Here is a 25,699-nt window from a genome sequence, read left to right as displayed (position 1 = left end):
TTAAATTTCCAAATGCATTGCTTCTTCCACGATCATCACTCGATATTCTACGCCATCTATTGCTTTTGCTTTGATATTATTTTTAAGAACATTCGCCAGATTATCCCAATATTTCCTTCCGTAAAAAGAGTAATTCAAAGGCGTGATTTCCACATCTACAGTTCTGATCAAACCTTCTCTTGGTTTATCACTGATCATTGTTCCGCGCTTAACTGTAACATTTTTCAGTTCGTTGTTTAGCATCATTTTGCAGTAATTTTTCACATCTTCTGCGGAAATGATTTTATCTCGAGTTGTCAGTGCATATTTGTAAGCCAGAATCGTATCTGACTGCTTTTTTTCTTCTGCTCCGCCCGTTGTTTCGGTAATTAACGTAATAACCTGAAATTTTTTCTGAGAATTAAGATCTGTTCCGGGACGAATACTGTTAGCTAACGAAGCGTGAGAAACCCAAAACGAAGCATAAGTATGAGAAGAATTTTCCAAAGGTTCGATGATGACGTAATTCACATCTTCCTTCAGTTCTTTATTGGCCTGATCAACTTTTTTCATCAGTCCTTTCATCTTATCAGAAATTTCACTTAAAACATCTTTCACCTTATCTCTGTTGACAATGGCAAAAGCCGCAACCTCATCTCTCAGCAACTCCATCACATGAGACATCAGATCTGTTGCATTTCGGCTGGTAAAACGTTCCATTCCGCCTTTTCTAACAGTGAAAAGACCTTTTTCAATTTCGTCATTCGGAGTGAATGGAATCTCTGAATATCTTTTCCCGAGACCATCCACAACTTCTTCCACATACAGGAAAAATTCTTCCTCGCTGGTTTCCATTGGGATATTATTTCCCATAATATCCAGATTATATTCCGTCTTTTTCCAACCACGATTATAGACTGGAAAAGCATTCATAATGAATGAAAAATTCTCAAGAATCTCCGAAGTGAATTGCGGTGGAAATTCCATTTTCAACCAAAGAATTTTTTTATTTCTGAATGGATCTAGAACCGAACTCCCATCTTCGATATTCTCTGGCAAGCCTGGCGTTATTCTTTTCAAAAGTGATTGATAAAGACCGCTGATCTCAATAAATTTGTGATTATAAAGATTTTTGACATCTTCTTTAATCTTATGTCGAATCGATTGTTCCTCGAAAATCCCTTCGTATCCTTCTTCTTCAATTGTTTTATTATAATTAATTCCCGAAGAAACCTGCAAAGGAATATTATTATGAAAAACCTTGATATGCGGCAAAAGTCTGTAAATGAAATCTACCTTTTCATAAGTTGGATTAGAACAATAAAGATTAAATTTTTCAGGAAAAACTTCGGATTCATAACGACTAAGATCTATTCCAATCATTATATTTCGATAATCCGAAACATCCTGCGAAATTCTCTTAATTGGAATTTTATTGAGCTGTTCATCGATATGATAAATCGTATTTCCGGCAACCATAAGGATATTTTGAGCCTTTACCAAATCTATATTATCAACAGGCGTAAAAGAAATTTCTACTTGTTTATCAGACTGGGTTTTACGGAAAGAATTCAGATGTTTTTTGAAAAAGAATTCGGAATGTTCCATCAGGATTTCCGTGTCTTCTTCGGGCATACAGAAAGCGATGGCGTGAGATGGCGTTGGATGCGTGTAGTTGGTTGGTGTCAGCAACTTTGCCAAACGTTCCAAAATCCTTCCATTAATACTTTGGATTTCGTTATTGGCTTTAAAAACCTCTGTACTGAATGCGTCAATAAGCAGTTTCACAAACGGATCCAAAGATTGTATGCTTTTTAAACCCCAAAGTTTAGTAGCATTCTGAAGCATTCTCGCTTTTATGACTTCTTTAGAAAAAGTCTGTTGTTGGTCAAAACTCATACTTCTATATTTTAATCGATGGACATTGGACTTAGAAACAATTCGGTAGAAAAATTGAAACGCTCGCCTGTAGCTTCCATTTTCGCATTAATACCTACCTTTACCTTCTTCTTCACTTCGCTGAAACCTCGTGTTTCATAACTGTGTTCAACATAATTGATGTGCGCCTGAACAACCGCATTTACGATTCTTGGTTCATATTCTGCAATTTGTCTTTGCAAACTGGTTACAAAGAGATTTTCCCACATTGCAGGCGTTACGCCATTATCGAATTCCACATTCCAAACGTCGTTTCCGTAGTTTTCATCGTATCTGTTCTCCCCTTTTTTAGTGATGATTAAGAGCATAATATTTTGAGCGATACTTTCTGCGATATCACAAGTTTCGATTTGACCATTGCTGATCATCATACTCGATGGATTAAAGGGAATTTTGTAATTCTGGCTTTCCATTGGTTTAGTTTTTAAAATTAATTGTTCAAAGAATTCTTCAGAATTTCATTTTTATTCATCAAGAAATTAACCATCAGATCTTTTGGTAAATAAAAATTGCTTTCTCCTTTTTCATTCAATTCTTTTTCTAATTTGGGATTCCAAGCTAAAATTTCTTCTTTGTTGATATCCAGCCATTCAGCAATTTCATCAATATCAAAAGCGCCATTTAATTTAGTTTCAGCTAAATTGGCTTGAGAATTCGAGTACTTAGAATTAAAAGGTGCTAATGCTTTTTTGCTTGTGGCGAAGTTTCTGTAATCGTTTAGAATCTGTTCCAATTCTCCTGTTGCATAACCTGCGTTGAGATATTTTTTGACGTGATTTTGAGTTTCCAACGGAAGATAAACCGCAAAATCCGTATAAGCTCTGGAACCAGCTTTATTTATAGCCTTTTGGATATTACCTTCGCCACAATTGTAAGCCGCCACAACTGTTACCCAATTTCCATATTTTCTGTAAAGATTTTGTAAAGAAATCGCAGCAGTTTTGGTGCTTTTGTACATATCGGTTCTGTTGTCATCCGTCAAACCATAATCATTGGCGTGAGCGGACATAAACTGCCACAATCCTTTTGCCCCAGCGTGGGAAACTTGCGTATGATCCAATCCGGATTCTATAACAGCAAGGTTTTTCAGATGTCTCGGAATACCTTTTTTAACAAAAGTATATTCTATGTAATCTACCAATTGCTTGTTGTTTTTGATCACATTCTGATACCTTCTTACACTCTGTTCCGATGTATCAGAGGCCGTTAAACCCTGTGCGGAATATGTTGAATTTATGATGACAAAAAATAAAACTAAATATTTCATTCTTAATATTTTGAATGATTATTTCATGAAATTACCCAATCCAGACCTTCCTTCTCCTGGTTCCAACTTACATTGATGGTTTCTCCTGCTTTGACTTCTTCTCTTACAATTTTTTTAGAAATTGGTCTTGCCAATTGCGCTCTGATTACACCAGAGATTTGACGCGCACCATATTTGCTGCTGAATCCATTCAAAGCAAGATTTTTAATAGCTTCATCATTAATATTAAAATCAATTCCCAATCGGGTTAAGGCTTTTCTCAAAGACTTCAACTGAATACTGAAAATCTTCTCGGCCATATTTTCATTAATTGGCGCAAATGGAATAATCTCCGTAATTCTGGCCAAAAATTCAGGTCTGAATCTTCCGGAATCCATCATTATTTTCATGAGATTCTTAGAACTCGGAATTTCATTTTTTTCGAAATATTCTACAATCTGTTCACTTCCGATATTAGAAGTAAATAAAACTAATGAGTTACTAAAATCTCCTTCTTTTCCTAGTTTATCGTGAATTTTTCCTTCGTCCATAATCTGAAGAAAAACATCAAAAACAGAAGTGTGCGCTTTTTCTATCTCATCAAAAAGAACAACTGAATAAGGATTTTGTCTTATTTTATTGACCAGCATTCCTCCTTCTTCATAGCCGACATAACCCGGAGGTGCACCGTACAATAATGCTGCAGAATGTTCTTCTTTAAATTCTGACATATCAAAACGAATCATTGCAGCTTCATCATTGAAAAGTAATTCGGCGATAGATTTAGCTAATTCAGTTTTTCCTGTTCCGGTTGGACCTAATAAGAAAAACGATCCGATTGGTTGTCCAGGTTTATTAAGTCCGCTTCGGTTTTCTACAATGGCATCAGCAAGAATTTTCAAAGCGTGATCTTGTCCTACTACTCTTTTGATGAGCATTTCCTCCATATTCAGGAGCTTTTCCTTTTCTTTGGCTTGGATTTTTCCAATCGGTATTCCAGTTTTTGCAGCCATTACAGCGGCCAATTCCAGCTTTCCTACTTTTTCTCTTTTAATTGTGGCTAATTGTATTAATTCTTCGAATGTTGAATTAATGATATTTTTAATCTGAACAATATCCATCGATGTTTCCAAAGTATGTTGTTCTGAAAGTGAACCCCAGAGAATCGGGCTCAGTTTATTTTGAAGAAGATTGTAATTCCAGATTAATTCATCAATTAAAAGTGGATCTGTCTCATCACTTTCAGCAATGATTTTGTCGTAGTTTTCTTTCCAGGATTGTAATTCGGTTTCAGATAATTCGTCCAGCATTTTGATGGAAGCCATTGTTCTGTCCAACAAATCGATTGCAGAATCGGGAAGTTTTTTTCCTTTAGAATAACGCTTTGCAAGACTTACACAATCAGCCAAAGCACTTCTGTCAACTTCTACTTTATGATGATTTTTATAACCATCCAGAAGAACATCAATCATTTTTACACAAGTCACATCATCCGGTTCTTCCACATTCAAAACTTCGAATCTTCTGTCAAAGGCTCTTTCAGGTTCTATGATTTTTCGATATTCCTCTTGAGTTGTTGCTCCAATTACGGTGATTTCGCCTCTCGCTAATTCAGGTTTCAAGAGATTAGCAACATTTCCTGCACTTCCTTTGCTATCCAACAGAGAATGAATTTCATCAATAAACAGAATCGCTTTGTTGATATTCTTACATTCATTAATGACTTTTTTTAGACGATCTTCTATTTCGCCTTTGTAAGAAGTTCCGGCTAATAATGATCCTGTGTCCAATTCCAGCAAAGTTGCTTCCTTCAACATTTCCGGAACATTCCCATTATTAATTTCGATTGCAAAGCCTTCCAGCAAAGCTGTTTTTCCAACGCCAGGTTCTCCTACAATTATGACATTCGGTTTTGTGCGGCGACAAAGAATTTCGATTAACATTCTGAGTTCTTTATCACGACCGATAATATTATCTAATTTTCCTTGATTAGCTTGTTGTGTTTTGTCGATACAATAAGCATTGATAGCCGGAAACGAATTTTTATTTGGGGTAGAATTTCCAGTCAAATGATTTTCCTGAATACTGACTTTTTTGTCCTCGCCTCGGAAAAAATTGAGAATCTCGTGTTCGCGGAGTGGAAAAGACTTAAGTTCCTGAACATTGTAAGCTACATTCGGTTTTGAGATTGCAGCCAGCAAACAAAGCGGTGAAATTTCGTCTAAACCTAATTTCAATCTAATATCATCTGCTTCCTCGAGGATGATATTAACTTTTTCATCCTTAGAAATATCATCAGGAAGATGAGCCGTTTTCGGAAGTTCTTCTATACGGACTTCTGCCCACTCGTAGATGTAGCCCGGATCTTTGTCGATATTTAAAAGGAAATCTTTTAATCCAAAATTATTGTGCAAAAGCGCTTGTAATAGATGTGAAGCTCCATATTTACTATTGTAATTTTCTCTTGCTACAGATTCGGCAATATGAAAAACTTCTTTAATCGTCTCGTTAGTTACTAATACACTCATAAGGATTTATATTTTGTATTTTAATAATTATTGCAAGGCTTATAAACGCAAATAAATATTTTGTTCCTATCTTCAAGAAACAAAATCTTCATTTGTTAATTCGCAGTAAAAATGATGCCATAATGTTAAATTTTATAAGATTAATTCAATATTAATGACATGTATGTAAAACATAAGATTATTTTAATTAACTAATAACAATTCAATCAATTAATTATCATTCAATTAATTTTCGACGCAGATTCTTATAGATTACTATAGATAAAGGGAAATTATCTGCTTTGCTTAAAATTTGTAATCGTAGAATTACTACAATTTTTGAAATAAATTGAAGAAGCAGAAATAATGGAATATGATTAGCTAAATTTAAATTGAAAATCTGTTTTGCAAAATCTAAAGTTATGGATGACAACATTTTGCTTTATGACATACAATCTGGAGATACCTTAGAAAAAATCGGGGGAAAAATTGGGATGACCAGTGATGAATTGAAAGATTTTCATAACAGCCATTGTGATAAAATGAATCGACTTTGGTTTAATAATCTTGCTGGTGTAAGGCAAATTATTATTCCAAAACAATATAAAAGTCCATCACAACTTAAAACAGAACTCGAAAGAGAGTTACCGCCATCCAGCATTACCAGAGATTTTTATGCTGATACTTATTTAGTAAAAGAATCCTTTTCGGGAATAATCCAGAATAACTTAGAAATAGAATATAAGGTTGATGTTAAATTTAGAGATAAAAAAGACAACAATTTTCCATTTGAGATTGCTGATATCCGGACATATGATTTTCTAAAAAATGATTCTACCCCGGATGATAAAATGAGTTCAATTGCTTTAGCCTGTATGGAAAGCATCTCTCCTATTTCTTTTACTATTCCTGTACAAGGTAGAATATCAGGCTTCTTTGAATTTGAAACTCTCCAACAGAAATTTGAAGGAAAACGACAAGATCTTGAAGATTTTTTTATTGGCGATGTTTACAAAACTTATCTCAAGAGATTTTCTGAGAATTTGAAAAAGAAAGATTATGCCTTAAAACTTTTCACATCATCCTTATTATACCAACTCCTGTTTCCAAAAATGGAATGGTTTCATAAAACTTATAATTGGACAGAACAATTTTACTTTTTACCAAACTCAATCTTTTTAAAATGCTCAATGTCTGCCAACTACAATCACGAAGGCACTGAAATTGTAGAGACAAAACTGAACGGAACTATAAAGGATATGTTCAGCCTCCAGGAAATATTGCGAGGGCAATCATTTGATAATCAAAACGAAGAATTAGCTGATGGCGAAATAGACTTACTTTACAGAACTGATAAAAAAACTAAGAGAATGCTGGAGGCAGAAGCTTCGGTAACATTCAGGAAGGACCAAGAGATTTTCAGGAAACAAACCTTAAAGCTGACCCAAAATGGATAAGACTTCTGATTTTAATGATATTATCAATAAGAATCTAAATTCAGATTTAGATGAATCTAATCTTTTAAATGATGATGAATTTTTTGAAGTAGATGAGGGGCGAGATACAATGGATGAAGAAGACCAAGCAGATGGAGATTCTGAAACTACCGATGAAAAGGAGGAGCAAAAAGAAGATGAAAAACAATCTGAAAGCAATTCCAGTGACCACGACGGTAAATATTTCGTAGTGCAAAAAGGATTAGCCTGCTGCGACAAAGGCGCAAAATTCCCTCAGTTCAAAGTTACAAGCCAGCAGAAGCATTATTGGAATGATGAACAAGGACAAACCGATTATCTGGCTGTTACAGAAGATGATCTTACCTTCAATCCTGCAGCTATGCCTTTTGGAACTTGCAGCATAAAAAATGGAAATCCTTGTGCTTTTGCACCTTCCGGAAAATGGACCAAAACGTATGATAAGGTGAAAATTCTGGATAAAAAGTGCGTTACAGAACTTTCAGAATTACTTTGTGCTGTTGGTGGAAAAATTACTGTTATGAAACCTGGTCAACAATCCGAAGCAGGAAAAAGCAATGTGAATAATGCAGATTCTGCAGAACAACAGACTTACAATCCAATGATGGATTTTGAAGAGTTCAAAGATGAGATCAACCAGTCGGATCAACTTTATTACAAATAATCTATGGCAGCAATTATCGGTAATCAAAATCCAAAAGTCGGAGAAACTAATTTCTACGAGATCAGTATTTTCAGCTCACTACCCTTTTTCAATCCGAGTAGCAAATACGAATGGTATCTTTTCAAAAAGCAAAAAAACGGCAACTGGATTGATATTACTAAAAACGGAATTCCAAAAACAGGAAACAAAGTTGACTATACTTTTTTTGAACCTGTAGCTGGTGACCTATTTGAAATCCGAATTTTCGAAGTTAAACAAGCTCTTCCGCCAAGCACACAATCAACCAAAACATTATATGGTAAACTGGAAGTAAAACCAACAGCCAGTAAAATAGGACAAATAGATAAAGTGGTTCTGTTTAACCGTGGAAAAAAAGATGTAAATAAGGCTAATTACAGAGATACATTGGTTGCTCAGGCTTTTTGCACAGGCTTATTCGGACAAGAGATAGAATTTCAGCTTTGGGAAGATGATGCTCCAGGCGAAGGTCACAATCCTGAAATAAATAAAAACAATAAAATCCCTAAAGCTTATAAAGCTATTGTTAACGAAAAAGGAATTGCTGAAACTAAAATTTCCTTGAGTGCCGATGAAAAGATAATGCGACAAATTGCTAATAAATATCTGATGAAAGGTGATCAGGACGAAGGTGCCAATCACGAATATTATGTTACAGCAACCCATCTCGGAAAAGGAGAAAAGGCAAGTCAAGTCAACGTTAATGTTGCCAATCCTGATTATAAGCCTAAGCCAAAAGAAAACACACCCAAGTTTCCGGCAACATCTGCAAGTAAAACACAAAAACAACCTGATAAAAAAGGAAAAATCGTTGATGCTTATTTTGTAGATGCTAATGAAAAAAAACTCTCTAAGGTTAAGATTGGTGACAAAATCCGTGTAAGAGTTGATTCCCAGAATCTAAAAGGTAAACACATCCAATATGTTGTGTGGGAATACGATTCAATCTCTTCACACGACGAGGTTTACAGGAGTGCAAAAATCCGTGTAGATTACGATTCTATTGTTACAAGTGGATTCACTCTAACCAATGATGTTTTCTCAAAAGGAATGTCCGGAGTTTGGGGAGATTCTGATAACGAAAAACAAAATTATTTTATCGAAGTAATTCCTTTAGAAATTTCCGGAGAATCTAAAAAATTCGGAGTGGATTCTGATGGTCTGATGGAGGTTGAAAAATTGAAGAGTCCAGCTGTTGTTGATAAAGACAATAAACAGGACACCAAAGGTAAATGTATCTGCCAAGAACAATATAAAGATCTGGTTTGGGGAGGAGCAGTTAGCTGCGAATTCAGGAAAAAAGTAGTACAAATATGCCTGGAGCTTTGGGGAGAAGACAGAAAAATGCAGATGGCAAATGGTCTAATGGCCGTAATGAATGTTGAAACTGCAGGATCTTTTAAAGCTCATCAAATTATGGGTAAGTCTTTACAGGATGTAAACTCAATTACTAAAGATGATTTTTGGTTGTACAAAAAAGATAAAAATGGGAAAATAATTTCCAAAAGTTCCAGAGCTGTAGGTTTAATTCAGTTTACACAAGCGGCTTTGCAGGCAATAGGAGAATTCAAATCCGGAACTGGTTTTGATAAACTACACGAATTGAAGTTGAAATTAGCAAAAATGGGCGAGGTCAATCAATTAGATTATGTTAAAAAATATTTTGAAGACAGTAAAAGTAAAATAAAAAGTCCAGAAGATATTTATTTACATGTTTTTGCACCCAAAGGTGTCGGAAAAGCTGATGATTTTGTTTTATATGAGAGCGGTACAGAAGAGTACAGACAAAATGCAAGTGTGGATACAAAAAGTACTGGAGAACATAAAAATGATAAAAAAATTCAAAGATCCGAAATATTAGAACGTTATCACAATAGTGTCAAAGAAGGAAAAAACAACAAACCAAAAGAATTCAAATGTTCAGCCGCTAAGGCTGCTCCTGCTGCAAAAACACCAGAAACTCCCAAAGAAGGAATGTTAAGTGTCCATCTAAGTTTAGCACAAGCGATAAAGAGTGATACAGCTAAGAAAAATGGTTTAGACAATACACCAAGTGCTGCAGAAAAAGAAAATCTAAAACAACTTGGTATCAATATTTATGATAAAATTTATGACAAGTTCAATGGCAATGTTAAACTTACAAGCGTTTTCAGGAGTGAGGCTGTCAATAAAAAAGTAGGAGGTTCCAGCACATCGCAACATCGTTTTGGCCAAGCATTAGATATCCAAGGCACCAATGGTATTACTAATAAACAGATCTTCAAATATGTAAAAGATAATCTAACTTACCACCAGATAATCTGGGAATATGGCAGCAAAAATGAACCAGATTGGGTACACGTTGGCTACAAACCTTCGGGAAATAAAAAAATCAATACCAGAGCTACAAGAGTGAATGGAAAAACAAAATATATAACTTTTGATTTAGCAATATAAATAATTATCTATGAAAAATCTGATTGCACTACTTTTGATATTTTGCATCTTATCTTGTAAAAAAGAATCTGATAATCTGCATAATACAACAATTAAGGACTATAATTTTGATTACAATAAAGAGAAAATAATTGATCTCGAAAAAACAGAATCATTTGTCGGCAAAGAGCAATATGAATTTGATAACTATTTAAAACTAATTTCTAAAGAAGAATATACAAAAGATTCTCTAGCCTATCAAAACAGTTTGGATTCAAAACAGTATGTTTTTAAGAACAACGTATTACAAACAGCTTATGGAACTGTAAAATTTGTTCCTTCTGAGGATAAAGATTCTGATACTTTTGTTAATTATTCTTATTCAGGCTTTTCTGATGTGATTGATAGTCATATTATCAATTTGAATCTTTACGAAGGTGAAAAAACATTGCTTTTGAGTAATCAAAATTATCAATACACAACTATTAGCTCTACCCCATTTTTTTCTAAAAGCAAAAATTACGCACTCAATTTTAAAAATGCAGATGGGCTTTCTTCTCAAGTTTCACTTTATGATATTAAGAATAAGAAGCTAATACATTTTATTACCATTTGGTCAGAAAATTATTTAACCGATAACGTTTTTTGGGATGGCAATGATAATATGATTCTTAAAATCAGAAAAAATGATTCTGGAGCTATTTCCTATGCAAAAATTTTAATGTCTGATATTAAATCAGGAAAAAAAACGACAGAATCATCAGTTGAAAAAAACAAAACCCAAGATTGGAAAGGTGAATATCAAATAACAACCAAAGCTATCAGTAATTATAATCAAAAAGAAATTGATCTTTTATACTCGATTTCATTAAAATCAAACGAATCTGCTGTTTTAAGTATTGGTGCAGATCAAACTCAGGATTATTGGTGTGAAGGTGATTATTATCTTACCGAAGAAAATGGAGTTCTAAAGGCCACTGGAAAATGTGATGAAAACGATATTAACGATTTTTATCTCAAACAAGAAAATGGAGTTTATTATATAAAAAGTAAACGTTTTCTAAATAAGGATTGGCAGGTTTTGACAAAAGAATAATTTTTATAAATAAATAATCCTGATAAACTATTTTATCAGGATTACTTGTGTTAATATGAGAATGTTTAATTGTAAAGTATCAATAGATCCGCTACAAAAATGACTTAAATTTATGGTGTAAAGTTTAAAAATTTTATCCATGAATAAACAGCAACAGCAAATAAAGTTAATCCTGTAGTAAAAAGACGTAAAAAATCTGATTACAAAAGATACAGCAAAGAAGTTCCAGGGGATAGAGTTCAGCTGGATGTTACTAAAATCAGGAGTAAGGCTTATCAATTTACAGCTATTGATGACTGCACAAGAATGAAAGTTATTAGAGTTTACCCTAATAAAAAAGCAGAAAGTACGATACATTTTTTAGGTGAAATTTTGGATACATTCTATTTTCCTATACAGCATATTCAAACCGATTGGGGTACGGAATTTTTTAATTACTCCTTCCAATATGAGCTGCATGAACATTTTATCAAATACAGACCTATAAAGCCCAGATCCCCTCATTTAAATGGTAAAGTAGAAAGAACCCAACAGACTGACAAATCCGAATTCTGGTCACTAGTGGATTTATCTGATCCAGATCTTAATTTAAATACTTTAGCTATTGAATGGCAGGAGTTTTACAATAAGAAAAAACCATACTCTTCTTTGAATGGAAAAACGCCTTGGGAAAAATTACAGTCTTTAGAACATCTTATCCCTATTCAGCCTGATGTTACTGCTAAATTTTGGGACTCAAATGAAGAAATATTGCCCAGAAATTATACGTATTTAAATTACATAAGACAAAAAAATACTAATTTAGTCTCAAAGCCCAAGAGGAAGTAGGCTCTGCTGGGGAGCAACCTACCCAGCAATAGGCTTTTAGATATACGGAAAAGGAGACCCAAAAAGGTCTCCTCTTTTTATTTCCGGTATCTTTTATGGCTAAGAAAACCCTCTGTTAATTTGTAGCGAATCTATTGTTATAGCACAATTTTAGAATTGTTGGTTTTTTATTTTAAGGTTTCATAAGTTTCATCAATCAGAAAACTAAAAGCTTTTTTAATTTTCTCCCGTCCATCTTCAGTTTTCAAGTCTATCCCGCAAAAAATGCTGCCGTTCATTTCTGAGTATAAATTTAAGTAATAAGCACCTGATACCAAAATGGCCATTACGGCACGAAAATCTTCACTTTTATCCTCGAAATATGGATCTGTTATATGTTTAAATAAGATTTCCCCATTTTCCTCCTGTCCCTCTGTCAATTTTCTAAGTGATGTTCGTTCTTCAGACAAGCGCCAAAGCAAAATCTTTTTCAACTCTTTATTAGCAGAAACAAAATCGAATTGTTCGGACATCATCTGTTTTGCAAATTCTTTTCCGCCATCAGTAATTTCTACTGCCGAATCTTCTTCCTTTACATTGCTCCAAAAGTCCTGTGTTTTGATATACTCATCTAAAAGCTGTTCCGTTCCACCGAAATAATTATAAATTAATTTTTTGTCAAGCCCTGCTGTTGCAGCAATTTCATTAACCTTAAGATATTTATAACCTTTTGTTTTTAAAATAGTTCCAACAGCATCCATAAACTGTTGTTTACTTTTTTCTTTACTTTTTACCCGCGGTTTTGTATTCTCTTCCATCATCGATTTTAAAATCTTTGCAATATTAACAATTTTTATTATCACCATTTGGTGACTTTGATTATATTTGTGCGATTTTAAGCTTTAGCTCAATTTCAAATTCTTTAAAAAACTATTACAACTAATAACCATGAGAACTCATTTTATCCTGATTTCGTTTTTTAGTTTTACTTTAGGTTTTTCTCAAAATAAACTACCCATTGTAAAATCAAATACGAAACAGGTCAAAATAGTTGAAAATAAAGAATTGGTTACCGAATGGAATCTTGTTTCAGAAGCAAAACCAGATACTTACATAAGCGGCAAGAACACAAAATCAAGAAACATCAAAATCGTAACAGATATTGATTCTTTGGAAATAAACCTGAAACCAAAACAGGAATTTGATTTCATTGTCTTACTGAATGACAAAGATTCTTGTTATACGCGATTCAAAAGCCTAGAAGCCAAAAATTTTTCTAACGAAAAACCTTCAAAAAAAACTACAATTCCTTTTGTATTATCGGTTGACAACAATATCCAAACCGAAGCCATACTTAATAAAAAAGATAGTGTGAAACTTCTTTTTGATACTGGAGCAACTGGATTTTATCTTAAGAAAACTGCAATCAAACAATTCCTGAATCCTGAAGGAAAGAAAATCACTATGAAAGATATTAGTGATAATCATTTCAAAATATCAGATTTAGAATGGAATCATCAACAGGTTTACCCTTTGGAAACAACTGGAGATTGTTGTGGTGGAATGTATGGCTGGGATATCTTTGACGGAAAAATAGTTGAGATAGATTATGACACCAACCTAATGACTGTTCATACAAAAAGTCCAAAAATTCCCAAAGATTATGAAAAGTTTGAGATGGAAATTATGAAGGAACATTTTTGTATCAATGTCGATATAGAAGTAGATAACAAGAGATACAAAAGCAGGTTTCTTTTCGATACCGGATATCAGAAATCTGTAATGCTGGACAATAAACTGATGAACAAAACAGGTGTTCCTGTTGATAAATTACCACTCATCAAAAAATCTGTGATGTATAACTCGCAAAATCAAGAGATCCCCGTAAGTGTTGTTTCCGCCGATAAATTGATTTTTGGAAAGTACATTCTTGAAAATATTCCGGCACAAATCAACAGTAACAGCCAACCTGCTGGTTATGCAACCAATTTCTTAGGTGGCGAGGTTTTGAAAAGATTCAATATCATTCTGGATTTCCAAAATAATTTGGTTTATCTGAAGCCTAATCATCTTTTCAAAGAACCTTACGGCGACAATATCAAATCTTAAAATATTTTTGAGTATTAAAATAATGGCAACAATTCTAATGTTGCTTTTTTATTTTAAAGTTCACAACAATTATTTATTATTTTTGAGATAAATAAATCTCGAATGTCCAAAATCAAGCTATTTCTTTTTTGCAGTTTTCTTTCTTTAGGATTCAAATCTCAGGAAATCAATGATTGGGTTACAAATCCTGTAGATTACGTTAATCCATTGATGGGAACTCAATCCTCATACGAATTATCAAATGGTAATACTTATCCAATTATTGGATTACCTTGGGGAATGAATTATTGGACGCCGCAAACCGGAAAAAATGGAAATGGCTGGCAATACACTTACAATTCGAATAAAATTCAGGGGTTTAAGCAGACGCATCAGCCATCGCCTTGGATGAATGATTATGGACAATTCTCCATTTTACCAATCGTTGGTAATCCTGAAATAGATCAGGAAAAAAGAGCAAGTTGGTTTTCTCACAAAACAGAAATTGCCAATCCTTATTATTACAAAGTTTATCTTGCAGATTATGATGTCTGGACAGAAATTGCACCGACAGAACGTTCAGCAATGATGCGTTTCACTTTCCCGGAAACCAATCAGGCTCAGATTTTATTGGATGCTTTTGACCGAGGTTCTTATGTGAAGGTTATTCCATCCGAAAGAAAAATCATCGGGTATTCGACAAGATATGCGAGAGGAAAAATGGAGAATTTCAAAAATTACTTTGTGATTCAGTTTGACAGAGATTTTGTTTCCCAAAATGTCTGGAGCGGAACCGAAATCCAAAAATCGATTCTTGAAATCAAAGCTGATCACGTGGGAAGTTTGGTCAAATTTCCTCACCTTAAAAAAGGAGAACAAATCACAATCCGAGTCGCATCATCGTTTATCAGTCCGGAACAAGCAGAAATTAATCTGGAAGAATCCAAAGGTAAATCTTTTGACCAGGTAAAATCCGAAGCCAAAGAAATCTGGAATCAGACTTTGAATAAAATCCAAATCAAAGGTGCAACCATCGATCAGGCAAGAACATTCTACAGTTGCCTTTACAGAAGCGTACTATTTCCTCAGAAACTTTATGAGAAAGACAGAAACGGAAACATCCAGCATTACAGTCCTTACAATGAAAAAATAATGCCCGGATATTTGTTTGGTGGGACTGGCTTTTGGGACACTTTCCGGGCACTCTACCCTCTTCTGAATCTGGTTTATCCATCTATCAATGTTGAAATGCAAAAAGGTTTGATTTCAGCGTATCAGGAAGGCGGTTTTTTACCGGAATGGAGCAGCCCGGGATTTGCGGATATTATGATTGGTAACAATTCTGCTTCGGTTGTTTCTGAAGCTTATCTAAAAGGTCTTAGAGGTTATGATGCTGAAGTTCTTTGGCAAGCCCTGAAACACGGCGCTAATAACGAAGGTCCACTGAGCGCAGTCGGCAGAAAAGGTGTAGCTGATTACAATTCTATAGGTTATGTTCCGACGGACGCTGGAATCAATGAAAGTGCAGCCAGAACTTTGGAATATGCTTATGATGATTATGCGATATACGAATTCGGGAAAGCTTTGAATAAATCGGAAGAAGAACTGAAGCCCTTCAAATCAAGAGCAATGAATTACAAAAAGCTTTTCGATCCGAAATACAATCTGATGAGAGGTAAAAAGAAAAATGGCGAATTTCAGGAAAACTTTGATCCTTTCGAATGGGGAAATGCTTTTACGGAAGGCAACAGCTGGCATTACACCTGGAGCGTTTTTCAGGACATAAATGGATTGAAGGAATTAATGGGCGGAAAACAACAATTCGCTAAAATGCTGGATTCGGTTTTTGTGATGCCACCGACATTTAATACCAGTTATTATAAAGAAGTCATCCATGAGATGCGCGAAATGCAAATCGTAGGAATGGGACAATATGCACACGGGAATCAACCTATCCAGCATATGCTTTATTTGTATAATTACGTCGGTCAACCTTGGCAAACACAATATTGGGTAAGACAGGCGATGGACAAATTATATAAGCCAACGCCAGATGGCTATTGCGGAGATGAAGACAATGGGCAAACTTCCGCCTGGTATGTTTTTTCGGCTTTAGGATTCTATCCGGTTACACCAGCGAGTACACAATATGTTCTGGGTGCACCACTTTTCAAATCAATTAAAATCAATTTGGAAAATAATAAGACCATTCAAATTGAAGCGCCTAAAAATTCGGAAAATAACATTTACATTAATCAATTAACATTCAATGGAAAAAATTATTCTAAAAACTGGATTGATCATTTTGAACTGCTGAAAGGTGCAAAATTAAAATTTGACATGAGTTCAAAACCCAATACAGAAAGAGGAATTCAGGATTCTGACGCACCCTTTTCTATGAGCACACCTGACAAATAGCATATAAATAATTTCCGCAAATCATTTTACCATCATTTTTTTTACTAATTTTATTTGATTAAACCCTTTTTGAATGAAAACACTTTTACTTGTTAGGCATTCCAAGAGCGATTGGCCGGAAGATATGGATGATTTTGACCGTCCCTTGACTGAGCTTGGAAAAACAAACGCTCCAAAAATGGCTCGTTTGCTCAAAGATAAATCCGTAGAAATAGATACTTTCATTTCCAGTCCTGCAAAACGGGCGTTGCATACGTGCGAATTATTTTCGGAGGTTTTCGGAAAACCTTACTCAACAGAGAAAACTCTATATAATCCTCGTGAGGCCAATTTTGAAAATTTGATTTACAGTTTAGACGACTCTATCAATTCTGTTGCCTTATTTTCACATAACAACGGAATATCAAATTTCGCCAATTCCCTCACCGACGAGATCGTAAATCTCCCAACTTCCGGCGTAGTCGCTTATCAAATCGATTGCGACAAATGGAGTGATTTCGAAATGGCAAAAAAGAAGTTTTTGTATTTCTATTCGCCTAAGAACTTTAATCAATAAAATAATTTGGGCAGCTTAATCCGTCTTCCACTCCCGCTTTTTTCTTTTTTATCAAAAAGAAAAAGAGCTCCGTTCAAGCCGGGCTGCGTACAATTCTAAGTTCCAAAATACAATTCAATAAAAAAACGCCCAGATTTGGGCGTTTTCTAATGATATGATTAGAAATTTATATTTCTAAAGCTTTCTGATAAGCATTTTCAATTCCGTCAAGATTTTTTCCACCAGCAGTAGCAAAGCCTGGATTACCGCCGCCACCGCCTTGGATTTCTTTGGCTAATTCCTTTACGATATTTCCAGCGTGATAATTAGCTTCCAAATCTGCAGAAACACCAACTGTAATCATTGGTTTTTCGCCGGCATCAGAAATGATAACCGTCACAGAATTTGAAATTTCTTTTTTCAATTGGAACACGATATCTTTTATAGAACCTGCATCCAGAGAAGTTTTCTTAACCAATAATTTTTTTCCGTTTTTATCTTCGAAATCGTTTTTCCAATTTTGGATTTCACCTTTCGCTTTTTCTTTTTTGAAAGATTCGATTTCAGACTTCAAAGCAAAATTTTCCTCCAGCAATTTCTCAATTGATTTTGCCAAATCTTTTGATTTCAACAATTGAGAAATCTCTGTAAACTGAGTTTCCAAATTCTTGAAATATTCTTCTGATTTCTCACCGGAAATAGCCTCAATCCTTCTGATTCCAGCCGCAGCAGAACTTTCTGAAACGATTTTAAAATGGCCAATTTCACTTGTAGATTTAACGTGCGTTCCGCCACAAAGTTCTTTAGAACTTCCAAATTGAATCATTCTGACATTATCACCATATTTCTCACCAAACAACGCCATTGCACCTCTATCCAAAGCCTCCTGAATCGGAATATTTCTGAATTCCTGTAAAGCCAAATTTTCCTTGATTTTAGCATTCACTTTTGATTCTACCAAAGCCAATTCTTCTTCAGACATTTTAGAAAAATGAGAAAAATCGAATCTCAAATAATCCGGACCAACATAAGAGCCTTTCTGTTCAACGTGAGTTCCTAGAACTTCTCTCAAAGCCTCGTGTAACAAGTGCGTCACAGAGTGATTGGCCTGAGAATTTTTTCTGTCAGCCACATTCACTTTGGCATAGAAAACTGCGCCAGCATCTTTTGGAAGCGCGTTGATCAAAGAAATAATCAATCCGTTTTCTTTTTTAGTTTCCAAAACTTCAAAGCTTTCGGTTGCATTTTCAAGCGTTCCCTTATCGCCGACTTGTCCTCCACCTTCCGGATAGAAAGGCGATTCGCTTAAAACAATCTGGTAAAATTCGCCGTCTTTATTTTCTACTTTTCTGTATCTTGTGATGTAAGTTTCCGATTCTAATTGATCATAACCTACAAAGTTTTCTGGTTTTTCTTCTAACGTTACCCAATCATAAACTTTCTGAGCCGAATCTGCTTTAGAACGCTGCTTTTGTTGATTTAAAGCCTGTTCAAATCCAGCTTCATCGATGGTTAATCCTTTTTCTTCCGCAATAATTCTTGTTAAATCATCGGGAAAACCGTATGTATCATACAATTCAAAAACTTCTTCTGTCGGCAATACTTTTTTACCTTCAGAAATCGTCTGCTGAATTAATTTATCAACTCTGATTAAACCTGTTTCGATAGTTCTTAAGAAAGATTCCTCTTCACTTTTAATCACTTCAGTAACCAAAGTTCCTTGTTTTTGCAATTCTGGGAAGAATTTGCCCATTTGTTCCTGAAGAACAGCAACCAACTGATAAAGAAAAGGTTCTTTTCTATCTAAGAATCGATATGCATAAGAAATTCCTCTTCTCAGAATTCTTCTGATCACATAACCTGCACCACCATTGGAAGGCAGCTGTCCGTCTGCAATCGCAAACGAAACTGCACGGATATGATCTACAACCACACGGATGGCAATATCTTTTTCGTCGGTTAAAATTCCTGTATACTTTTTACCGGAAAGTTCCTCAACCTTAGCAATCAAAGGTGTGAAAACATCGGTGTCATAATTGGATTCTTTCTGTTGAAGTGCCATACAAAGACGCTCGAATCCCATTCCTGTATCGATATGTTTTGCCGGAAGATTTTCCAGAGAACCGTCTGCTTTTCTATTGAATTGCATAAATACCAGATTCCAGATCTCAACAACTTGCGGATGATCGTTATTAACTAATTCCAATCCTGAAACTTTCGCTTTTTCTTCTTCACTTCTCAAATCCACATGGATTTCTGAACAAGGACCGCAAGGTCCGCTCGCACCCATTTCCCAGAAATTATCCTTTTTATTTCCATTGATGATTCGGTCTTCGGAAATGAATTGCTTCCACAAATCGTAAGCTTCTGTATCTCTTTCAAGACTCTCTTTTTCGTCACCTTCAAAAATGGTTACGTAAAGGTTATCTTTCGGAATTTTGTAAACTTCTGTCAATAATTCCCAAGCCCAGGTAATCGCTTCTTTTTTGAAATAATCACCAAAAGACCAATTTCCCAACATTTCAAACATAGTATGATGATAGGTATCACGACCTACATCATCCAAATCATTATGCTTTCCCGAAACTCTAAGACATTTTTGCGTATCGGCAATTCTGGATGATTTCGGTTCTTTATAACCTAAAAAGTAGTCCTTGAACTGTGTCATTCCAGAGTTGGAAAACATCAGTGTTGGATCATCTTTCAGGACAATTGGCGCAGAAGGAACGATCAAATGTTCATTGCTTTTGAAAAAATCTAAAAATTGCTGTCTTATTTCTTGTGAAGTCATAATTTAGTTTGCTTAATTGAAGCTTTTTGTGGTTGGCAAATTTAATGATTTTGGAAAGATTCTTTGATACTAAACATTGAAATATTTAAGAAAATCAAAAATCCGAAAATTATATAGAACGTTTCTTTTGGAAGTTGAGATATCTGATATGAGAATTTTTGAAAACCTTTATAATAATGACTTTCTACATAACTATAATATAGATTATCATTTCCATAAACCATATCATAGCCTCTGTCAATTTTGGTTGGGTCTTTGTAATTTACTAAAACAAAAAAATGTCCAGTTTTATCCATATCTACACCATAAATTTCTTGCTTTGAGATATGGCAATCATTCAAAAGAGAAATAAAATCATCATAAGAATTTTCATTATCGATAACAAATTCAACTCCTGTTTCTTTTTGATTACTTTGTTGTAGTTTTTTTATTTCAGAAATGTAATAATTCGAATTATGTCTTGCAGTATTTGGTTTTACAATAATCTTTTTGTAGTCCCAATTTCTCAAAGGTTCAAAAGAATTTTGATAAATTCGGTCTTTGTCTTCCTTTGAACTTGTTGAATGAACTTTCGCAGGCAGACCAATATCAATAACTCCGATATTAACTTCCTCATATTTTCGATTTCCATAAAACCAAAATAAAATTGGAATGACAACTGCACTTAATAGTCCCGGAACATAAAAGATTTTTTTCATTTTCTAATCTTTATAATGTCTGAAAATCCCAAAATCTGTAGGTGTCCAGAATGCAGCTTTTTGCCCGGCAGCTTTTAGTCCGTCATTTGCCCAGGTGTTGCAGGTGTAGGTGAAGTTGTAGCTGCCTTTTGCATCATAAAAAGCATCATTGTTCCCGTAAACCGCATTGGTTTTTATCAGAATATATTTCCCTTCTGAATCTTTATCAAACTTATCATCTATGAATTTGATTAAATCCTGATATTGCTTTTCAGTCAATATGATTTTTTTACAATCAGCGGCAACAGTCATTTTTTTATAATATGTGCAATGCATTGCTGATTCGCTGAGCCAAAACGCCGCTTTGAAAGCGGTAGAAAATTTGAGATCTGCCCAAGTTGGCGTATCGAGATAAAAACCTTTATCACCCCAACCGAACGCAATAAAATTTTGATCAGCATCTCTTCCTTTGGTATTTTCGATAGGTAATTTCTGGCTCCAATCTATATATTTTGATTTGACAGGAACAACCAAATCCGTATGAACGCCATTTGTCAAAATATAAGCTTCAACTATTTTTGGATCGCTTGTTTCCTCAGTTTTCACGGGAATCATCGGGAGTAACAAACTCAATATAATATATAAAAAAACGACTCCAATCAAGAAGCCGATTATTTTAAGAATTAGAAATAACATTTTTTTCATTGTATGGTTTTTGCCAGAGCGTCGAACTATAAAGTTAACAAAATTTATGACACAAAATCAAAATGTTAATTTTTTTTAATAAATCTTGGTTTTATTAAAATTTTTCTTCAAATTTAATACAGAAATAACACAGAAATATGCCGAAAAAACGCCAATCCAACAAAAGACTAAAAACCAGAGTAAAAGTTGCCCCAAAAAGATCGCAGAAAAAACGATAATCTTACTCCGAAAGGAAATCCAGATTACGTTTAAGACCTGCAAATTTGGTTCTTTTTACTGCCGACTTTCTGAAAACCATGGAGAAAACTTCTTGGGTGATGTCCTTCCAGTCTTGTTTTGTAAAGTTTTTGATCTCAGAATTCGGTTTAAATTTCTCCTCTAATGTAGGAGCTGAAAATCTATTCCACGGACAAACATCCTGACAAATGTCGCAACCGAACATCCAATCTTCCATTTTATCTTTAAAAAAATCCGGAATTTGGTCCTTTAATTCAATGGTTGCGTAAGAAATACATTTGCTTCCATCGATGATTTTATCAGAAACTATTGCTTGTGTTGGGCAAGCGTCGATGCATTTGGTACAACTCCCACAATGGTCTGTTACCTCATAATCCTGAATCAATTCCAAATCACAAATGATTTCTGCCAAAAAATAAAACGAACCATTTTTTTTGGTAATAAGGTTTGAGTTTTTCCCAACCCAGCCAATTCCAGATTTCTTTGCCCAGGCTTTCTCCAAAACCGGTGCAGAATCTACAAAAACGCGAAAAGAGAACTCTCCTATTTCTTCCTGAAGTTCAGCAATCATTAGCTTCAATTTATCTTTGATAACATCGTGATAATCTTCGCCGTAAGCATACTTGGCTAACTTAAAGTCTTTATTGGTTTGAACTTCTTCAGGGAAATAATTGTAACTCAGAGAAATCACAGATTTGGAACCTTCTACCAACAATCTCGGATCTAGACGTTTATCGAAATAATTCTCCATATATCTCATCTCACCGTGGAAATTGTTCTTCAACCATTGTTCCAAATGCGGTGCTTCTTCTTCCAGAAAATCAGCTTTGGAAATACCACAAGACTGAAACCCGAAAGCTAAAGCTTTGGATTTTATCAGATTGCTGTATCTCTCTTTGTTGTTCATTTGGAAATTGCAAAATTAATGTTTTAAAATCATCAATCATAAAATTGATTTTGCAACATAAAAAAGAACTTATTTTATATTAAAACTAATATCTAAAATTTGTATTTTTGTTAGTATTAAAACGTAAAAAAATAAAATATTATGGCAATAGAAGACGTATTGAAAGCTGGAAATTATCACTTGATTGATGTTCGTGAACCTTTGGAACTGGAAGTTGATGGAAATATCGCAGAAGCAAATAATATTCCTTTGGGAGACATCGAAGCGCATATCGATGAAATCAGAGCTTTAGATGGCAACGTAATTTTCTTCTGCAGATCTGGAAACAGATCTGGAAAAGCAACTGAATTTTACAAATCTCAAGGTTTTGACAATGTCTACAATGGTGGTGGTTACAACGACCTAAGTGCGACTTTAGAGAATCTTTAAGACTATACAAAAAAATATAAAGCGGGAAATATTTCCCGCTTTTTTTTAGTTTTTACCCCTAGATAACAACCACATTACTAAGCCGATAACACCTACAACTAAAATAATTCCCCACCACATACCGGCTTTGAAGATAGTTTCGACTGCTTCGCAGCTTGTCAACATTCCCGCTAATAAAAACAGCGGAATAAAGTTAATATATTTTTTCATAGTATAATATTTGTGAATTAAATTCAAAACTTAAGCCAAAAACAAATAAACAAATCAATTTTATATGATTATGACTATGAAAAATAAAAAAATCCATCAGTAAATTGATGGATGATTTTTTAGTTAGTCGGAATCTCTTTTGGCTGATTCTTATTAGACACTTTCTCTTCTATTTTTTTGACAACGTATCCAATTACAATCGGAGCCAGCCAAGTCAAAGCCATTCTTAACAATCTTGATTTCATAATTTAAATTTTGAAAAATCATTACAAGAAATAAGCCATTTAATCTTTTGATTCCCAACAAATAATAGAAACCAGATTCAATAACTTATCTTTGCCGCAAATTAGTTTTATGTCATTCGAAGCGTTAGGATTATCAAGCAATATTATTCGGTCTGTTAAAAAATTGGGTTATCTGAAACCTTTTCCAATCCAAGAACAAGCAGTTCCTGTGATATTACAAGGTAAAGACTTGATGGGAATAGCACAAACAGGTTCGGGAAAAACAGCTTGTTTCGTAATGCCTATTTTAGAAAAACTACAAAATACCGAAGTTAAAAAAGACAGAAACGTTCAGGTTTTAATATTGGTTCCTACACGAGAATTAGCCATTCAAATTGATGAAGTTTTCCGCGCTTTTACAGATAATCTAAAACGTGAAGTTCGTACAATGGCTGTTTACGGCGGTGTTTCTATCAATCCCCAGATGAAAGGAATGTTCGGCGTAGAAGTTCTTATTGCAACGCCTGGTCGCCTTTTGGATTTGATTGATCATAATGCTCTGAGCATTTCTGGAATCCAACACTTAGTGATTGATGAAGCAGATAAGATGTTTCAATTAGGTTTTGGTGAAGAAATGAACAAGCTGTTTGCAATGATGCCTGTTGCAAAACAAACAACCCTATTTTCCGCAACTTTGAATGATAAAGTTTCTGAAATGAGGGAACGACTCTCAATCAACCCGACTTTAATCGAAATCAAAAAGGAAGAAGTTGAAATTGACAATATCGAACAATTAGCCTATCACGTTGCCCCCGAAAACAAAGGTCCTTTTTTGAGATATCTTATCAAAAAAAAGAAAGTTGAAAAAGCTTTGATTTTTGTTTCATCCACAAGGTCTGCAGATAATTTGGTTGAAAAACTTAAAAAGAATAAAATAAAAGCTGTTGCCATCCATAGCCAGAAATCGCAAGGTGCTCGACGAAATAACTTGGAAGAATTCAAGGTTAATGGTGCTCAGATTCTAGTAGCCACAGATTTGATTGGTCGTGGAATCCATATCGATGATTTGCCTTGTGTTATTAATTACGAACTGCCTCGTTCGCCCTTGGATTATATCCATAGAATTGGTAGAACAGGTCGTGCAGGCGAAAAAGGAACAGCCATCAATATTTTAACGGATGATGAATTACATCATTTCCGAGTGATTCAGAAAAAGATGGGCAAAAAAGTGACTTTGCAAAGGATGGAAGGCTTGGATTTGCACGGATATTAATTAATTTTTAGTTCTTCAGAAGTATAATTTTCACTCGCCAATTTCAGACTTTTAGCAATTCTTTGTTTCAATTTTCGAGGTCCTAAAACTTTGATAAACTCTCCCATTCCAAGAATCATTCTTTCCAATTCGAAGTTCAATTGAACACAGATTTTGAAAGTCGTTCCCGATTCTTCTTCTTTGATAATCTCCTGAGAATGATGGAAAGGTTTCGTTTTGACATAAGGTGCGTGCTTTCTGTCGATAAAGAATATCACATTTTGCGGACGCTGTGTTTCGGAAACCGTTGCGCCAATGACTTCTCCAAAATATCGGTCGGCATTAAATTCCTTATCAATATATTCAATTTTATCTTCAACAGAGATGTCTTCCATTCTGTCTAATGCAAGATTCATAATCTTGTTTTTATGCCAACATATCAAGAACCAACGGTTATTATATTCTTTCAATAATTGAGGATGAACAATGTAATGATTCGACTCTCTGGCTTTGAAACTTTTATAAAGAATCCTTAAAACTTTTTTGTTCAGAATACTTTCATAAAGAATATCAATATGTTCAAGACCTTTTAGCTGTTCATTTTTATCAAGATGAATAATTGATTTCTGACTCGTAGATTGTATCGAATCTTCCAGTTTCTGAATCACGCCATTCATCTCCTTAAACATTGAAAAATCCTTGAACTGTTTCAGAATCTGAACGGCATTATTCATAGCTTTCAAATCATTCTCATTCACAGAAATCTGATGAATACTGTAATCTGGGTCACTATAACGATAAAATCGTTTTTCATAAACTTCGATAGGCGCTTCATAACCAAATTTCTCACTCCGCATATTCTGCAAATCCAACTGGATGGTGCGTTTGCTCACAAAAGATTCTTTGCCTTCAAATTCAAACAAGGCTTCGGAACATTCGTCCATCAGATCTTCCAAAGTATATTTTTTATACTTATTTTTGAGACATTTGTCGAGTGTTTTATAGCGGATTAAAGCATTTTTGTTGGATGACATAGAATAATTATAACTGATTAATTATGAATTATAAATGAATTTGAATT

The 25,699-nt window shown here is 34.4% G+C and carries 22 protein-coding genes; 10 read left to right on the top strand and 12 right to left on the bottom strand.

Going from position 1 to position 25,699, the window contains the following annotated elements:
* From KI430_RS01835 to KI430_RS01820, 4 genes are read right to left on the bottom strand one after another with little or no spacing between them, the layout of a single operon-like run.
* The gene (locus KI430_RS01835; RefSeq protein WP_248876589.1) at positions 1-1,878 is read right to left on the bottom strand and encodes a type VI secretion system baseplate subunit TssF; all 1,878 of its coding nucleotides are present in this window, start codon (positions 1,876-1,878) and stop codon (positions 1-3) included.
* A gap of 11 nt (positions 1,879-1,889) precedes the next feature.
* A complete protein-coding gene (locus KI430_RS01830) occupies positions 1,890-2,330 on the bottom strand; it encodes a GPW/gp25 family protein (RefSeq protein ID WP_248876588.1) in 441 nt (146 codons plus the stop codon).
* A gap of 17 nt (positions 2,331-2,347) precedes the next feature.
* Positions 2,348-3,184, bottom strand: a complete 837-nt coding sequence (locus KI430_RS01825; protein ID WP_248876587.1) for a transglycosylase SLT domain-containing protein — start codon at positions 3,182-3,184, stop codon at positions 2,348-2,350.
* Positions 3,185-3,207: 23 nt separating this feature from the next.
* Complete coding sequence (locus KI430_RS01820; RefSeq protein WP_248876586.1) at positions 3,208-5,691, bottom strand: ATP-dependent Clp protease ATP-binding subunit; 2,484 nt, start codon at positions 5,689-5,691, stop codon at positions 3,208-3,210.
* Positions 5,692-6,092: 401 nt separating this feature from the next.
* Here KI430_RS01820 and KI430_RS01815 point away from each other — a divergent pair, with 401 nt between their 5' ends.
* The 5 genes from KI430_RS01815 (at position 6,093) to KI430_RS01795 (ending at position 12,166) form a co-directional block, all read left to right on the top strand.
* Positions 6,093-7,127 (top strand): LysM peptidoglycan-binding domain-containing protein, encoded by a 1,035-nt coding sequence (locus KI430_RS01815; RefSeq protein ID WP_248876585.1) that lies wholly within the window; start codon positions 6,093-6,095, stop codon positions 7,125-7,127.
* Positions 7,120-7,809, top strand: a complete 690-nt coding sequence (locus tag KI430_RS01810) for a DUF4280 domain-containing protein (RefSeq protein ID WP_248876584.1) — start codon at positions 7,120-7,122, stop codon at positions 7,807-7,809. The genes KI430_RS01815 and KI430_RS01810 overlap by 8 nt, the downstream gene beginning before the upstream one ends.
* A 3-nt stretch (positions 7,810-7,812) precedes the next feature.
* Positions 7,813-10,263 carry a D-Ala-D-Ala carboxypeptidase family metallohydrolase gene (locus tag KI430_RS01805; RefSeq protein ID WP_248876583.1) on the top strand — a complete coding sequence of 817 codons (2,451 nt, stop codon included), beginning with the start codon at positions 7,813-7,815 and terminating at the stop codon, positions 10,261-10,263.
* A 10-nt stretch (positions 10,264-10,273) separates the two neighbouring features.
* Positions 10,274-11,338 (top strand): hypothetical protein, encoded by a 1,065-nt coding sequence (locus KI430_RS01800; RefSeq protein ID WP_248876582.1) that lies wholly within the window; start codon positions 10,274-10,276, stop codon positions 11,336-11,338.
* A gap of 243 nt (positions 11,339-11,581) precedes the next feature.
* Positions 11,582-12,166: a DDE-type integrase/transposase/recombinase gene (locus KI430_RS01795; RefSeq protein WP_317231449.1), complete on the top strand. Its 585-nt coding sequence runs from the start codon at positions 11,582-11,584 to the stop codon at positions 12,164-12,166.
* A gap of 167 nt (positions 12,167-12,333) precedes the next feature.
* On the opposite strand, the gene KI430_RS01790 is transcribed toward KI430_RS01795, so the two are convergent.
* On the bottom strand, positions 12,334-13,011 hold the full coding sequence (locus tag KI430_RS01790; RefSeq protein WP_317231440.1) for a TetR/AcrR family transcriptional regulator: 678 nt from the start codon (positions 13,009-13,011) through the stop codon (positions 12,334-12,336).
* 82 nt (positions 13,012-13,093) lie between these two features.
* Between KI430_RS01790 and KI430_RS01785 the strand changes: the two genes are divergently transcribed.
* The 3 genes from KI430_RS01785 (at position 13,094) to KI430_RS01775 (ending at position 17,207) form a co-directional block, all read left to right on the top strand.
* On the top strand, positions 13,094-14,254 hold the full coding sequence (locus KI430_RS01785; protein ID WP_248876581.1) for an aspartyl protease family protein: 1,161 nt from the start codon (positions 13,094-13,096) through the stop codon (positions 14,252-14,254).
* A gap of 102 nt (positions 14,255-14,356) precedes the next feature.
* Complete coding sequence (locus KI430_RS01780) at positions 14,357-16,651, top strand: GH92 family glycosyl hydrolase (protein ID WP_248876580.1); 2,295 nt, start codon at positions 14,357-14,359, stop codon at positions 16,649-16,651.
* 73 nt (positions 16,652-16,724) lie between these two features.
* Positions 16,725-17,207, top strand: coding sequence for a SixA phosphatase family protein (locus KI430_RS01775; RefSeq protein WP_248876579.1), 483 nt, complete (start codon positions 16,725-16,727; stop codon positions 17,205-17,207).
* Positions 17,208-17,373: 166 nt separating this feature from the next.
* Here the strand turns inward: KI430_RS01775 and alaS are convergent, their stop codons facing one another.
* The 4 genes from alaS to queG form a co-directional block, all read right to left on the bottom strand.
* Positions 17,374-19,977, bottom strand: a complete 2,604-nt coding sequence (gene alaS, locus KI430_RS01770) for an alanine--tRNA ligase (RefSeq protein ID WP_248876578.1) — start codon at positions 19,975-19,977, stop codon at positions 17,374-17,376.
* 41 nt (positions 19,978-20,018) lie between these two features.
* Entirely contained in the window at positions 20,019-20,675 is a 657-nt protein-coding gene (locus KI430_RS01765; RefSeq protein ID WP_248876577.1) for a hypothetical protein, read from the bottom strand.
* A gap of 3 nt (positions 20,676-20,678) precedes the next feature.
* Positions 20,679-21,359 (bottom strand): TIGR02117 family protein, encoded by a 681-nt coding sequence (locus tag KI430_RS01760; protein ID WP_248876576.1) that lies wholly within the window; start codon positions 21,357-21,359, stop codon positions 20,679-20,681.
* Positions 21,360-21,579: 220 nt separating this feature from the next.
* The gene (gene queG, locus KI430_RS01755; protein WP_248876575.1) at positions 21,580-22,503 is read right to left on the bottom strand and encodes a tRNA epoxyqueuosine(34) reductase QueG; all 924 of its coding nucleotides are present in this window, start codon (positions 22,501-22,503) and stop codon (positions 21,580-21,582) included.
* Positions 22,504-22,644: 141 nt separating this feature from the next.
* On the opposite strand from queG, the gene KI430_RS01750 reads away from it, so the two are divergent.
* Positions 22,645-22,932: a rhodanese-like domain-containing protein gene (locus KI430_RS01750; protein WP_248876574.1), complete on the top strand. Its 288-nt coding sequence runs from the start codon at positions 22,645-22,647 to the stop codon at positions 22,930-22,932.
* Positions 22,933-22,977: 45 nt separating this feature from the next.
* Here the strand turns inward: KI430_RS01750 and KI430_RS01745 are convergent, their stop codons facing one another.
* Both KI430_RS01745 and KI430_RS18005 read right to left on the bottom strand, forming a co-directional pair.
* Positions 22,978-23,142: a hypothetical protein gene (locus tag KI430_RS01745; protein WP_175565863.1), complete on the bottom strand. Its 165-nt coding sequence runs from the start codon at positions 23,140-23,142 to the stop codon at positions 22,978-22,980.
* A 119-nt stretch (positions 23,143-23,261) separates the two neighbouring features.
* The gene (locus tag KI430_RS18005) at positions 23,262-23,387 is read right to left on the bottom strand and encodes a hypothetical protein (RefSeq protein WP_262494426.1); all 126 of its coding nucleotides are present in this window, start codon (positions 23,385-23,387) and stop codon (positions 23,262-23,264) included.
* A 109-nt stretch (positions 23,388-23,496) separates the two neighbouring features.
* On the opposite strand from KI430_RS18005, the gene KI430_RS01740 reads away from it, so the two are divergent.
* Complete coding sequence (locus KI430_RS01740; protein WP_248876573.1) at positions 23,497-24,639, top strand: DEAD/DEAH box helicase; 1,143 nt, start codon at positions 23,497-23,499, stop codon at positions 24,637-24,639.
* Here the strand turns inward: KI430_RS01740 and KI430_RS01735 are convergent.
* Positions 24,636-25,652: a helix-turn-helix transcriptional regulator gene (locus tag KI430_RS01735; RefSeq protein ID WP_248876572.1), complete on the bottom strand. Its 1,017-nt coding sequence runs from the start codon at positions 25,650-25,652 to the stop codon at positions 24,636-24,638. The genes KI430_RS01740 and KI430_RS01735 overlap by 4 nt on opposite strands.
* Positions 25,653-25,699 lie beyond the last annotated feature (47 nt).

The organism is Epilithonimonas zeae (assembly GCF_023278365.1).
Classification (GTDB): domain Bacteria; phylum Bacteroidota; class Bacteroidia; order Flavobacteriales; family Weeksellaceae; genus Epilithonimonas; species Epilithonimonas zeae_A.
This window is presented reverse-complemented; position numbering and strand designations above follow the sequence as displayed.

What these genes read in the sequence shown, in the direction of transcription:
- KI430_RS01835 (WP_248876589.1), bottom strand. Translation starts at nt 1,878, where the DNA reads ATGAGTTTTGACCAACAACAGACTTTTTCTAAAGAAGTCATAAAAGCG.
- KI430_RS01830 (WP_248876588.1), bottom strand. Translation starts at nt 2,330, where the DNA reads ATGGAAAGCCAGAATTACAAAATTCCCTTTAATCCATCGAGTATGATG.
- KI430_RS01825 (WP_248876587.1), bottom strand. Translation starts at nt 3,184, where the DNA reads ATGAAATATTTAGTTTTATTTTTTGTCATCATAAATTCAACATATTCC.
- KI430_RS01820 (WP_248876586.1), bottom strand. Translation starts at nt 5,691, where the DNA reads ATGAGTGTATTAGTAACTAACGAGACGATTAAAGAAGTTTTTCATATT.
- KI430_RS01815 (WP_248876585.1), top strand. Translation starts at nt 6,093, where the DNA reads ATGGATGACAACATTTTGCTTTATGACATACAATCTGGAGATACCTTA.
- KI430_RS01810 (WP_248876584.1), top strand. Translation starts at nt 7,120, where the DNA reads ATGGATAAGACTTCTGATTTTAATGATATTATCAATAAGAATCTAAAT.
- KI430_RS01805 (WP_248876583.1), top strand. Translation starts at nt 7,813, where the DNA reads ATGGCAGCAATTATCGGTAATCAAAATCCAAAAGTCGGAGAAACTAAT.
- KI430_RS01800 (WP_248876582.1), top strand. Translation starts at nt 10,274, where the DNA reads ATGAAAAATCTGATTGCACTACTTTTGATATTTTGCATCTTATCTTGT.
- KI430_RS01790 (WP_317231440.1), bottom strand. Translation starts at nt 13,011, where the DNA reads ATGGTGATAATAAAAATTGTTAATATTGCAAAGATTTTAAAATCGATG.
- KI430_RS01785 (WP_248876581.1), top strand. Translation starts at nt 13,094, where the DNA reads ATGAGAACTCATTTTATCCTGATTTCGTTTTTTAGTTTTACTTTAGGT.
- KI430_RS01780 (WP_248876580.1), top strand. Translation starts at nt 14,357, where the DNA reads ATGTCCAAAATCAAGCTATTTCTTTTTTGCAGTTTTCTTTCTTTAGGA.
- KI430_RS01775 (WP_248876579.1), top strand. Translation starts at nt 16,725, where the DNA reads ATGAAAACACTTTTACTTGTTAGGCATTCCAAGAGCGATTGGCCGGAA.
- alaS (WP_248876578.1), bottom strand. Translation starts at nt 19,977, where the DNA reads ATGACTTCACAAGAAATAAGACAGCAATTTTTAGATTTTTTCAAAAGC.
- KI430_RS01765 (WP_248876577.1), bottom strand. Translation starts at nt 20,675, where the DNA reads ATGAAAAAAATCTTTTATGTTCCGGGACTATTAAGTGCAGTTGTCATT.
- KI430_RS01760 (WP_248876576.1), bottom strand. Translation starts at nt 21,359, where the DNA reads ATGAAAAAAATGTTATTTCTAATTCTTAAAATAATCGGCTTCTTGATT.
- queG (WP_248876575.1), bottom strand. Translation starts at nt 22,503, where the DNA reads ATGAACAACAAAGAGAGATACAGCAATCTGATAAAATCCAAAGCTTTA.
- KI430_RS01750 (WP_248876574.1), top strand. Translation starts at nt 22,645, where the DNA reads ATGGCAATAGAAGACGTATTGAAAGCTGGAAATTATCACTTGATTGAT.
- KI430_RS01745 (WP_175565863.1), bottom strand. Translation starts at nt 23,142, where the DNA reads ATGAAAAAATATATTAACTTTATTCCGCTGTTTTTATTAGCGGGAATG.
- KI430_RS18005 (WP_262494426.1), bottom strand. Translation starts at nt 23,387, where the DNA reads ATGAAATCAAGATTGTTAAGAATGGCTTTGACTTGGCTGGCTCCGATT.
- KI430_RS01740 (WP_248876573.1), top strand. Translation starts at nt 23,497, where the DNA reads ATGTCATTCGAAGCGTTAGGATTATCAAGCAATATTATTCGGTCTGTT.
- KI430_RS01735 (WP_248876572.1), bottom strand. Translation starts at nt 25,652, where the DNA reads ATGTCATCCAACAAAAATGCTTTAATCCGCTATAAAACACTCGACAAA.